The organism is Allobosea sp. TAB14 (genome assembly GCF_052113865.1).
GTDB classification, from domain to species: domain Bacteria; phylum Pseudomonadota; class Alphaproteobacteria; order Rhizobiales; family Beijerinckiaceae; genus Allobosea; species Allobosea spartocytisi.
In genome coordinates this window covers 1-11,235 of the sequence record NZ_JBFRDQ010000142.1, presented here as the reverse complement: position 1 = coordinate 11,235, position 11,235 = coordinate 1, and the positions used below count along the sequence as shown (strand labels likewise).

Genomic DNA, 11,235 nt, shown 5'->3' with positions numbered 1-11,235 from the left:
GGACGAGAAGTCAGTGCCCGGGAACGGCGTCTTGACCGAGCCGAGCACCTTGCCGCCGGCCTTGGTGATGGTCGCGGTCGCGTCGCGCTCCAGCGCATGGCCGAAGGCGTAGTCGGCGGTSAGGAAGAACCAGCTGTCGCCRCCGGCCTTCACCATGGCGCCGCCSGTGCCCTGSGCSARSGCRTAGGTGTCATAGGTCCAGTGGATSGTGTTGGCGTTGCAGGCCTTGCCGGTCAGGTCCGAGGAGCCGGCGCCGGAGTTGATGTTGATCTTGTTCTTTTCCTTGGTGATCTGGCTGACGGCGAGCGCGACCGAGGAGGTCGGCACGTCGAGGATCAGGTCGACGCCGTCCTGATCGTACCATTGCCGCGCGATGGTCGAGCCGACATCCGGCTTGTTCTGRTGRTCGGCCGAGACGATCTCGACCTTSATGCCCTTCTCGGCCGCCTTGAAGTCCTCGACCGCCATGCGGGCGGCGACGACGGAGCCCTCGCCGGCGAGGTCGGCATAGAGGCCCGAGCGGTCGTTCAGCACGCCGGCCTTGACCGAGATCTGCTGGGCGAAGGCCGGGCTTGCCAATAGGACGGCGAGCGCGCTCGTCGCGAGGAAGGTCTTCAGCTTCATCATCGTTCTCCCTGAGGTGGATGCCGGCGTTTCCCGGCGCTTTTCTGATTGCGGGGCGCTGAGCGGGTCAGACCCCGAGATAGCGGTGGAGCTTGTCGATATTGGCGTCGAGCTCGGCATTGGGGATCATGTCGATGACCTTGCCCTGCTCGACGACATAGTGCCGGTCTGCGACCGTCTGGGCGAAGCGGAAATTCTGCTCGACCAGGATGATGGTGAAGCCTTCCTGCTTCAGCTCCGCGATGGTGCGGCCGATCTGCTCGATGATCACCGGCGCGAGCCCCTCGGTCGGCTCGTCGAGCAGGAGGAGATGGGCGCCGGTGCGCAGGATGCGCCCGATCGCCAGCATTTGCTGTTCGCCGCCCGAGAGCTTGGTGCCCTGGCTCTTCAGCCGCTCCTTGATGTTCGGGAACAGCGTGAAGATGCGCTCCAGCGACAGCCCGCCGGGGCGCACCTGCGGCGGCAGCATCAGGTTCTCCTCGACCGAGAGCGAGGCATAGATGCCGCGCTCCTCCGGCACGAAGCCGATGCCGAGCCGGGCGATGGCGCGCGAGGGCAGGTCGATCGTCTCCTTGCCCTCCAGCACGACCGAGCCCTTGCGCTTGCCGATGACGCCCATGATCGATTTCAGCGTCGTGGTCTTGCCGGCGCCGTTGCGGCCGAGCAGCGTCACCACCTCGCCCGGCGCGACGTCGAGGTCGATGCCGTGAAGCACATGGGATTCGCCGTACCAGGCCTCGAGCCCGCGCACTTTCAGCAAGGGCGCGGTGCCGGCCGCGGCGGCCGGGGCCCGGGCGGCTTCAGTGATGGCCATGTCCGCCTCCCGAGCCGATATAGGCCTCGACCACGCGCGGATCCTTCGAGACGGTGGCGTAGTCGCCCTCCGCCAGCACCTGGCCGCGCGCCAGCACGGTGATGCGGTCGCAGAGCGAGGCGACGACCGAGAGATTGTGCTCGACCATCAGAATGGTGCGCTCGGCCGAGACCTTGCGGATCAGCGCCTCGATCCGCTCGATGTCCTCGCGGCCCATGCCGGCCATCGGCTCGTCGAGCAGCAGCATCTCGGGTTCGAGCGCCAGCGTCGTCGCGATCTCCAGCGCGCGCTTGCGCCCATAGGAGAGTTCGCCTGCGGTCAGTTCGAGGAAGGGGGAGAGGCCGACCGCCTCGACCAGCCGCCGCGCCTCGGCGTCGAGGTTCTTCAGGCTGCGCTCCGAGCGCCAGAAATCGAAGGAGTCGCCGCGCTTGCGCTGCAGCGCGATGCGGACATTGGTCAGGACGGAGAGCTGCGGAAAAACGGCCGAGATCTGGAAGGAGCGAACGAGGCCAAGCCGGGCGATCTCGGCCGGCTTCTCGCCGGTGATGTCGCGACCGTTATAGATGATCGTCCCGCGCGTCGGCGGGAGGAACTTGGTCAGCAGGTTGAAACAGGTCGTCTTGCCCGCTCCGTTCGGCCCGATCAGCGCATGAATCGAGCCGCGCTTGACCTTGAGGTCGACGCCGCTGACCGCCGTAAAGCCGGCGAATTCCTTGGTCAAACCTGAAGTCGACAAAATAATATCTTCAGGCATGCGGAATACTGACCTTCATCAGCTTCGTCTTTCTTGGTTTATCGTTTCCCCTTGCATGTCATGCTGCACCGCGCTCCAGGCATAAGTCAACGTTCGCTCCCGCCCTGGACGCCGTCTGGCGCCTGATCTCATCCCTTTGTCTTATGCCGCCCTTGTCATGCGAATGAAGGATGCGCGGTGCGCGCCCGCACGCGCAGGCTGCGCGCGATTTCCCGGGTGGTTGGCCGGCATCGCTTTGAACCCATCGCGGATGGGCTGCGACCAAGGGAAAGCTGGTTTACCGGTCGGGGTGATTGCGGTAGAAATGTGACTGCCTTCGATCACCGCTATTTTGATATTTTAGGCGTGTCCCGTCGCGCGAGTGGCCACAGTTGGCCGCGATGCGCGCATGATTGAGCTGGGAGGTTGTCGTGAGCGTCGCGACTCGCATTTCGGTGTTCCGTGCCCGAATGGCCGTGGCCTTTGCGCTGGTGCTCTGTGCTGTGGCGCTTGCCCCGGCAGCCCATGCCGCCGTTCCCGAGCGCCGCGTCGCGCTCGTCATCGGCAACAGCGCCTATTCGGCGGTGCCGCCGCTGGCCAACCCGATGCGCGATGCCAAGGGTGTCTCGGCGGCGCTCAAGCGTCTCGGCTTCGAGGTGGTCGAGGGCTACGACCTCAAGATGGACGACATGACCAATCTGGTGCGTCAGTTCGCCCAGAGGCTCGACGGCGCCAAGGCCGGGCTGGTCTATTATGCCGGTCACGGCATCGCCGTGGGCGATGAGAACTACCTCATTCCGGTCGATGCCTCGCTGCGTTCGGAGGCCGATCTCGATTTCCGTGCCGTCAATATCCAGCTCATCCTGCGCCAGATGCAGCGTGACGAGCGGGTCAACATCGTCATCCTCGATGCCTGCCGCGACAATCCTTTCGCGTCCCAGCTTGCCGCCAGGTCGCGCGCCGTGACCCGTGGCCTGACGCCGATCGAGACGCAGTCCGCCTCCGGCATCCTGATCGCCTTCGCCACCGATCCGCGCGCGACCGCGCTCGACGGCGAGAAGGACGGGCACAGCCCCTTCACCGATGCGCTGCTGAAGCATATCGAGACGCCCGAAGTGTCGATCACCACGGTGATGGACCGCGTCCGCGCCGATGTCTGGGAATCGACGGGCAAGAAGCAGAAGCCCTGGACCAATTCCTCGATCATCGGTGAGTTCAAGCTGAACCCGACGCTGAAGCTGGCGGCCGCCTCCGCGACCGACGTGGCCGGCGGCAGCGCCGACGCGGCCAAGGCGATCAATGCGGCGGTGCCCGCGCCGACCATGCCGGCGGCACCGGTCTTCGACCGCGGCCAGATCGATATCAAGACTTGGGAAGTGGCGGAGCGCGGCAATTCCGCGGCCGACTATCGCGCCTATCTCGACGCCTTCCCCTCCGGCCAGTTCGCCACMTTCGCGCGCAACCGGCTCGCGAGCCTGGAGGCGGCGACGCCGCCGGCCAATGCCGCGACGGCCGCCGCTGCCGCTGCTCCCGCCGTGACCGATGAGGCGCTGAAGAAGGAGATCGGCACTGCCCAGACCGAGGCTGCGATGAAGCTCGACGCGAAGGGCCGGCGCGAGCTGCAGACCCGCCTGCGCGTCGCCGGCTTCCAGCCCGGCAAGCTCGCCGCGAATTTCGGGCCGGGCCAGCGCAAGGCGATCCAGGACTGGCAGAAGTCGCGCAGCGTGCCGGAGACCGGCTTCCTCACGGCCTTGCAGGCGACGGCGCTGCGCGCGCAGAGCGAGCCCGCCTACCAGCGCCTGCTCGCGGATGAAGCGAAGGCTGCCACCGAGAAGAAGAGCAGGACGGTCGAGCGCAAGGGCGGCACGGCGGCCACCCGCAAGATCACCTATGAAGGTGACGAGATGTATCAGCGCGACCTCGCTCGCGAGCGCGGCGTTGCCAGCTCCGGCACCCCGCGCGCCGGCACCACCAGCACTGGCTATCAGGGCCGGGTGCGGCAGCGCGGCGACGCGACGGGCGATTCAGCTGGTGCGGCCGCCTTCGGCTCGATCCTCGGCGGCGCCATCATGGGCGGCATCCTGCGCGGCCGCTGAGGCACGGGATTGAGCGGGACATGAAGAGCCGGCCCTCGGGCCGGCTCTTTGTTATGTAGGTCGGCCAGGGGCGACGCTTTGTCGACGGGTTCGGGACGCGCGCCCATCGCCTCGGGCTCCGCCCGTGCGGTCCTGGCTTATCGCCCGGTTTCCCAGCCCGCCTTGACCAGTTCCGGCACGGCGCATTCCTCTTCCGGCCAGCCGATGCAGAGATAGGCGATCAGCTTCCACTCCGGCGGCGCGCCCAGCGAGGCAGCGATCTCGGCGGGTTCGAGGATCGAGACCCAGCCGACGCCGAGGCCGTGGATGCGCGCCGCCAGCCAGAACTGCGTGATCGCCGCGACGACCGAATAATCCAGCATTTCCGGCATGGTCTGCCGACCGAGGCCGTGGCCGCGTTGCGTGCCGTGGTCGCAGAACACGGCGAACTGCACGGGGGCCTCGCGCAGACCCTCGAGCTTGAGCCGGGCATAGAGAGCGGCCCGCTCGCCTTCATAGGCGGCCAGCGCCTCGGCGTTGCAGCGGCGGAAGCTCGCCTGCACCGCCACGCGCTGGGCTGCTTTAGCGACCGCGAGCCAGCGCCAGGGCTGCGAATGCCCGACCGAGGGCGAAAGCTGCGTCTGCGCGAGCAGGTCGTCGATCAGCCCGGCGGGAACCGGGTCCCGTCTGAACCGCCGCACATCGCGCCGCCAGCGCAGCAGCTCCGCAAATTGCTGCGCGAAGCCCGGGTCGAAGGCCGGGGGGCCGCTCACGCCGATTCCGCCGTCGCGATGGCGTGAAAGAACGAACCCGTCACCAGGCCGCGGCGGCTTCCCGCGACGGCGGGAGGCGAACCATGCGGGTCGCGGACGGTGGCGAAGGGCGGGTCATCGCCTTGCGTGACGATGCTCGCATAGTGGAATTCGTGCCCCGTCAGCGCCGTGCCGGCCGGGCCGAGCCGACCATCCGCCTCCAGCACCGCGCGGCGATAGCCGAGATTCATCTTCCGCTTCGCGAAGGAGGTCTCGACCGAGAGCAGCCCCGCCATGGCGTGCGTCACCCCGTCGGCGTCGGTGAGCTTGCGTCCCAGTACCATGTAGCCGCCGCATTCGCCGTGGACCGGGCGGGTTTCGGAGAAGCGGCGCAAGCCTCCGAGGAAGCGGCCGGCGGCAGCGAGCGTGCCGGCATGGAGTTCGGGATAGCCGCCCGGCAGCCAGCAGGCGTCGCAATCCTCCGGCGGCGGCTCGTCTCTCAGCGGCGAGAAGGGAAGGATCTCGGCGCCCGCCGCCCGCCAGCCGGCCTCGACATGCGGATAGACGAAGGAGAAGGCGGCATCGCGCGCAATCGCGATGCGTCGGCCGGGCGGAGGCAGCGGCGGTGTCGCCGTCTCCGCCGGAGGCAGTCGCGTCTCCCCGGCGGCCGCGATGACGGCCTCGAGATCGACGGCGGCGGACACGGCTTCGGCCAGGGCGTCGAGCCTGGCATGCAGATCGGCCGTCTCGCCGGCCTGCACCAGCCCGAGATGGCGCTCGGGCAGGATCAGGCTCGCCTCGCGCGGCAACGCGCCGAGCAYGGGCAGGCCGATCAGCTCCATGCCCTGCCGCACCAATCGCTCGTGGCGCGCGCTCGCGACCTTGTTGAGGATGACGCCGGCGACGCGGATGCGCGGGTCGTAAACCTTGCAGCCGAGCGCAACGGCCGCCGCCGATTGCGCCTGCCCGGAGACGTCGATGACGAGCACGATCGGCCAGCCCAGCAGCGCGGCGATGTCGGCGCTGGCGCCGGTATGGCCGGCCGCGCCCGGCACGGCGTCGAACAGCCCCATCGAGCCTTCGGCGATGACGATGTCGGCGCCATCCGCCGCCTCGCCCGCTATGTGCCCGAGCAGCCCGTCCGACATCGCGTAGCTGTCGAGATTGGCGCTCGCTGCGCCCGTCGCAGCGGCGTGGAAGGCGGGATCGATATAATCCGGCCCGCATTTCAGCCCGCGTACCGTGAGTCCGCGCCGCACGAGCGCGCGTTGCAGCCCGAGCGTGATCGTCGTCTTGCCGGAGCCGGAGCGCGGCGCGGCGATGAGAAGCCCGCGCGCGATCACGTGCCACCCCCCGGCCGGAAGCGGCGATCATAGCCGGCTGAATAAAGCGCGCTCTCGACGAAATCGTCGGCTGCCAGCGCCGGCCCGACCAGGATCAGCGCCGTACGCTCCAGCGCGCCCGCCCTCACCTGCGCGGCGATGGTCGCAAGCGAGCCGCTGAGCACCGTCTCGTCCGGCCATGTCGCCCGGAACACCACGGCGACCGGGCAATCCGAGCCATAGAAGGGCGTCAGCTCCGCCACGACCTGCTCGATCACATGGATCGAGAGATGGATGGCGAGCGTCGCGCCGGAAGCCGCGAAGGTCGCGAGCGTCTCCTTTTCCGGCATGGAAGAGGCACGGCCGGAGGTGCGCGTCAGCACCAGCGATTGTGCCACGCCGGGCAGCGTCAATTCGCGTTTCAGCGCGGCGGCCGCGGCAGCGAAAGCCGGCACGCCCGGCGTCACCGTATAGGGAATCCCCAGCGCATCGAGCCGGCGCATCTGCTCGCCCACCGCGCTCCAGATCGAGAGGTCGCCGGAATGTAGGCGCGCGACGTCCTGCCCGGCCTGATGCGCAGCTTCCATCTCGGCAATGATGGCGTCGAGATCGAGCGGGGCGGTGTCGATGATGCGCGCACCGGGCGGGCACCAGCCCAGCATGGCCTGCGGGATCAGCGATCCCGCATAGAGGCAGACGGGTGCAGCCGCGATGAGATCGCGCCCGCGCAAGGTGATGAGGTCGGGCGCGCCGGGGCCGGCGCCGATGAAATGGATGGTCATGCGCGGAGCGGTTTCATGGTGCTGTCCTGGCGAGCGCGCAGGTGACGCGCCCGGTCGCGATGCGCGGCTGCACCAGCGTGCCGCCCGGCCCGGCGCCGGCGAGCGCGGCGGCTTCCGCCACCGAGCCGACGCCGTAGAGCGAGGCGATCCGGGTCGAGCGCGTGGCGCAGGCGGCTTCGTATCCCTTCAGCGCCTCGTCGGGGATGGCGACGAGCTCGGCCGAACGGTTGGCGGCGGCCGCGACCATGCCGGCCTCGGCGGCGCGGCTCGCCAGCGTGGCGAAGCGCGGCGTCGCCATGCCGGAAAGCCCGGCGATCGCCAGAGCCTCGTCGAGGCAGGCGAGGATGTCGGCAGCCTTCGTGCCGGGCCTGATGCCGATGCCGGCGACGAGGCGGGCGGTCATGGTTGCGCACTCCGTTCGACCCGCGCCGTCATTCCGGGCGTAGCGAAGCGGAGACCTGGAATCCATCGTAGAACGCCGAGCCCTCCGATGGATTCCGGATCGGCGCCGCTTTGCGGCTTGTCCGGACTGTCGATGGAGGAGAGGGAACGCGAAGCGGCCTTCAAGGCTTCTCGACCCGCCACTGCGTCACCGGCATCGCCGGGCGCCAGCCATGCTTGCCGCCGACCGGCGCCAGCCGGTCGATCGAGATGCGCCTGAGCGAGCCGCCATGTTCGGCATGGAGCGCGGCGAGCTTCGCCTCGCCCTCGAGGGTGACGACATTGGCGACGAGCCGGCCGCCCGGCTTCAGCGCCGCCCAGGCGGCGTCGAACAACCCCTCCTCCGTCAGGCCGCCGCCGATGAAGACGGCGTCCGGCGCCTCCTGTCCGACGAAGCCGGCCGGCGCCGCGCCCACCACCTCGACGGCGAGCCCGCCGAGCTCGAGCCGGTTGCGGGCGATCCGCTCGGCCCGCTCGGCGCGGGCCTCGAAGGCGATGGCCCGGTTGCGGGTGTGGCGCTGGCACCATTCGACGGCGACCGAGCCCGACCCGGCCCCGACATCCCAGAGCAATTCGCCGGCGCGCGGCGCCAGCGCCGACAGCGTGATGGCGCGGATCTCCGATTTGGTGATCTGCCCGTCATGGGCGAACCATTCCTCGTCGAGCCCCGGCGTCAGCGGCAGGATGCGCGAGTCGCGGGTGGCCGCGACCTCGGCCGCGATCAGGTTGAGCGGCACGATGTCGTTCAGGTCGAAAGCATCGGCGCGGCATTCGCGGATGCGCTCCTGCGGGCCGCCGAGCGATTCCATCACGGTGATGCGGCTTGCGCCCATGCCGCGCGCGGTCATCAGTTCGGCGACGGCTCGCGGCGTCGTCTCGTCCCAGGACAAAGCGAGGATGCGGGCATCGGGCTGCAGATGCGGCACGATCCGGTAGAGCGTGCGGCCATGCAGCGAGACCAGCGCGCATTCCTCCTGCGGCCAGCGCATCCGCGTACAGGCCATCGAGAAGGAGGAGAGCTGCGGGATGATCCGCATCTCCTCGGGCGGGATCGCCCGGCTCAGGCTGTTGCCGATGCCGTAATGGAACGGGTCGCTCGTCGCGAGCACGCAGACCTTGCGGCCGCGCTCCTTCAGAATCTGCGGCAGGGCGTTGCGGAAGGGCTGCGGCCAGGAGCGAAGCTCGCCGGGGACGGAGCCGACCAGCGCGATATGCCGCTCGCCGCCGAAGACGATCTCGGCTTCGTTCAGCGCCGCGAGCGCTTCTCGGCAGAGTCCGGCGGCGCCATCTTCCCCGAGGCCGATCAGTGAGAGCCAGGGCGAAGCCGGGCGGCTCGACAGAATAACCGATTCACGTAAGACTGCCGGCATGACCGTCCTCATCCTTGGCGGAACGAGCGAAGCTGCTGCGCTTGACCAGCTTCTGGCTGATCAGGCTCCCGAAATTCGTGCCATTATCTCGCTGGCGGGGCATACCGTCGATCCCCGGCCGACGAATCTGCCGGTGCGGATCGGCGGCTTCGGCGGCATCGAGGGTCTCAGGCGCTACCTCGTCGAGGAGGGCATCGTCGCCGTCGTCGATGCGACCCATCCCTTCGCTGCGATCATGCCCTTCCATGCCGAGCATGCCTGCAAGGCGGAAGGCGTGCCGCTGCTGGCGATCCGGCGCGATTCCTGGAAACCGCGCGACGGCGACCGCTGGAAGTCCGTGCCGGACATCGAGGCGGCGGTCCAGGCGCTGGGACGTGAACCCCGGCGGGTCTTCCTGACCGTCGGCCGCCTCGAATTGCCAGCCTTCGCCGATGCGCCGCAGCATCGCTATCTGGTGCGCGCCATCGAGCCGATCGGCGATCGCTTGCCGGTGCCGCATGTCGACGTCATCCAGCAGCGCGGTCCCTTCGACGCCGACGACGAGGAGGATCTGATGCGCCGCGAAGGCGTCGAGGTCCTGGTCAGCAAGAATTCGGGCGGGCCGGCGACCGTCGGCAAGCTCACGGCCGCGCGCCGGCTCTGCCTGCCGGTGGTGATGGTTGAGCGCCCGCCCAAGCCCGATGTCGAGACCGTCGATCATATCGATCAGGTCCTGCCCTGGCTGGTGACGCAGGGGCTCTTCGTCACCGAGCGCGGCGTGTAGACGTAAGGGGCTCCGCCCTCGCGCGCGATCAACCGCGTGCTGGACGCGCCGATCATCACCAGGGTCGCCATATCGGCCGTGCCCGCGGCCGCGATAGCTTCGGYCAGCGTCAAGATGCGCAGGCTCTCGCCCGGCCGTCCGACGGCGCGGGCGAAGAGCACCGGCGCCTCCGGCGCGCGATGCTCCGCCGCCAGCTCCAGCGCCTTGCCGAGCTGCCAGGGCCGCGCCTTCGAGATCGGATTGTAGAGGCAGATCACGAAATCGGCCGCGAGTGCGGCTCCGAGCCGTGCCGTCACGACGTCCCAGGGCTTGAGATTGTCCGAGAGCGAGATCGCGCAGAAATCGCCGCCCAGCGGGGCCCCGGCCTTCGCAGCCGCTGCCAGCATCGCGGTGATGCCGGGTTCCACCGTGATCGGAAGTGCACGCCATTCGGCGGGGCCGRCCTCAAGCGCCTCGAACACAGCCGCCGCCATGGCGAAGACGCCGGGATCGCCGCCTGAGACGACCGCGACCTTGCGGCCCTCCGCCGCCAGCCGCAGCGCATGGGAGGCCCGTTCGACCTCGACGCGGTTGTCGGAGGCGTGCTTGGTCAGTCCCTCCCGCTCCGGCACCCGGTCGACATAGGGGCCGTAGCCGACGATGTCGGTCGCGGCATCGAGCGCCGCCTGCGCGGCCGGCGTAATCCACTCCGCCGTGCCCGGGCCGAGGCCGACGATGGTGAGGGAACCGGTCACAGGCGTCGCCCTTCGCCGGGCACCAGCACCATCGCGAAATAGGGAGCCTCGTCATCGACCTTGTCGGCGAGACGCGCCACGACCTGCCGCGCCATGGTCGCGCGCTCGACATAGATCGCGCGCCCTTCCAGCCCGGCGGCCACAAGCGCCCGGCGCACCTTCGGCAGATTGCGGCCGAGCTTCATGATCACGGCGGCGTCGGTATCGGCGAGGCGGCGCGCCAGCTCCGCCTCCGGCAGCGTGCCGGGCAGCACGGTCATGACGTCGTCGCCCCAGGTGATCGGCGCACCGGCCTCGCCCCAGGCGCCGGTCATGCCGGTGACGCCGGGCACGATCTCGGTCGGGAAGCGCGGGGAGAGCCGCCGCCACAGATGCATGAAGGAGCCGTAGAAGAACGGGTCGCCGTCGCAGAGCACGGCGAGCGTCCGCCCGGCCTGCATCTCGGCCGCGAGCCGTTCGGCCGCCTCCTCGTAGAAGGCGGCGATCGGTCCGTCATAATCGGGCTCGCCGACATTGGCCTCGRTCGTCACCGGAAAGGCGAGYWCGATCTCGCGGGCCGGATCGGGCGCGATGATCGCGTCGGCCGTGCCACGGGCATTGCCGCGCCGGCCGCGCTTGCAGAAATGCACGAGCCGGTCGGCCGAGAGGATGATCTCGCGGGCCCTGACCGTCATCAGATCCGGTGCGCCCGGCCCGAGGCCGACGCCGTAGAGCAGGCTCTTCACTGTCCCGCTCACCTGGCTATTCCTTGTCCTGCGCCAGCGCATTGACGGCTGCCGCCGCCATCGCCGAGCCGCCGCGCCGCCCATGCACCACGAGGAAGGG

Annotated in this window: 13 protein-coding genes; 2 read left to right on the top strand and 11 right to left on the bottom strand. The window is 69.3% G+C overall.

The features are described from left to right. The 3 genes from AB4Y99_RS19810 to AB4Y99_RS19800 all read right to left on the bottom strand — a co-directional run. On the bottom strand, positions 1-624 hold a 624-nt coding region (locus AB4Y99_RS19810; protein ID WP_441524511.1), incomplete at its 3' end, for an ABC transporter substrate-binding protein. Between the two features lie 67 nt (positions 625-691). Further along, a complete protein-coding gene (locus AB4Y99_RS19805) occupies positions 692-1,438 on the bottom strand; it encodes an ABC transporter ATP-binding protein (RefSeq protein WP_133565893.1) in 747 nt (248 codons plus the stop codon). Then, complete coding sequence (locus AB4Y99_RS19800) at positions 1,425-2,192, bottom strand: ABC transporter ATP-binding protein (protein ID WP_112765205.1); 768 nt, start codon at positions 2,190-2,192, stop codon at positions 1,425-1,427. The genes AB4Y99_RS19805 and AB4Y99_RS19800 overlap by 14 nt, the downstream gene beginning before the upstream one ends. A gap of 410 nt (positions 2,193-2,602) precedes the next feature. On the opposite strand from AB4Y99_RS19800, the gene AB4Y99_RS19795 reads away from it, so the two are divergent. Further along, positions 2,603-4,267, top strand: coding sequence for a caspase family protein (locus tag AB4Y99_RS19795; RefSeq protein WP_142022307.1), 1,665 nt, complete (start codon positions 2,603-2,605; stop codon positions 4,265-4,267). A gap of 137 nt (positions 4,268-4,404) precedes the next feature. On the opposite strand, the gene bluB is transcribed toward AB4Y99_RS19795, so the two are convergent. The 5 genes from bluB to cbiE form a co-directional block, all read right to left on the bottom strand. After that, a complete protein-coding gene (gene bluB, locus AB4Y99_RS19790; RefSeq protein ID WP_441524509.1) occupies positions 4,405-5,019 on the bottom strand; it encodes a 5,6-dimethylbenzimidazole synthase in 615 nt (204 codons plus the stop codon). Beyond that, positions 5,016-6,341, bottom strand: a complete 1,326-nt coding sequence (locus AB4Y99_RS19785) for a cobyrinate a,c-diamide synthase (protein ID WP_441524508.1) — start codon at positions 6,339-6,341, stop codon at positions 5,016-5,018. Before AB4Y99_RS19785 ends, bluB begins: the two co-directional genes overlap by 4 nt. Further along, the gene (gene cobM, locus AB4Y99_RS19780) at positions 6,338-7,102 is read right to left on the bottom strand and encodes a precorrin-4 C(11)-methyltransferase (RefSeq protein ID WP_441524507.1); all 765 of its coding nucleotides are present in this window, start codon (positions 7,100-7,102) and stop codon (positions 6,338-6,340) included. The genes AB4Y99_RS19785 and cobM overlap by 4 nt, the downstream gene beginning before the upstream one ends. A gap of 13 nt (positions 7,103-7,115) precedes the next feature. Next, positions 7,116-7,505 (bottom strand): cobalamin biosynthesis protein, encoded by a 390-nt coding sequence (locus tag AB4Y99_RS19775; RefSeq protein WP_441524506.1) that lies wholly within the window; start codon positions 7,503-7,505, stop codon positions 7,116-7,118. A gap of 160 nt (positions 7,506-7,665) precedes the next feature. Beyond that, a complete protein-coding gene (gene cbiE / locus AB4Y99_RS19770) occupies positions 7,666-8,913 on the bottom strand; it encodes a precorrin-6y C5,15-methyltransferase (decarboxylating) subunit CbiE (protein ID WP_441524505.1) in 1,248 nt (415 codons plus the stop codon). Here cbiE and AB4Y99_RS19765 point away from each other — a divergent pair. Then, on the top strand, positions 8,912-9,676 hold the full coding sequence (locus AB4Y99_RS19765) for a cobalt-precorrin-6A reductase (RefSeq protein ID WP_441524504.1): 765 nt from the start codon (positions 8,912-8,914) through the stop codon (positions 9,674-9,676). The two genes, cbiE and AB4Y99_RS19765, sit on opposite strands and share 2 nt — an antisense overlap. On the opposite strand, the gene cobJ is transcribed toward AB4Y99_RS19765, so the two are convergent. The 3 genes from cobJ to AB4Y99_RS19750 form a co-directional block, all read right to left on the bottom strand. Beyond that, the gene (gene cobJ / locus AB4Y99_RS19760; protein WP_441524503.1) at positions 9,619-10,410 is read right to left on the bottom strand and encodes a precorrin-3B C(17)-methyltransferase; all 792 of its coding nucleotides are present in this window, start codon (positions 10,408-10,410) and stop codon (positions 9,619-9,621) included. The genes AB4Y99_RS19765 and cobJ overlap by 58 nt on opposite strands. Continuing rightward, positions 10,407-11,147 (bottom strand): precorrin-2 C(20)-methyltransferase, encoded by a 741-nt coding sequence (locus AB4Y99_RS19755; RefSeq protein ID WP_441524502.1) that lies wholly within the window; start codon positions 11,145-11,147, stop codon positions 10,407-10,409. Before AB4Y99_RS19755 ends, cobJ begins: the two co-directional genes overlap by 4 nt. Positions 11,148-11,151: 4 nt before the next feature. Further along, a partial coding sequence (locus AB4Y99_RS19750; protein WP_441524510.1) for a precorrin-8X methylmutase occupies positions 11,152-11,235 on the bottom strand: 84 nt, incomplete at its 5' end.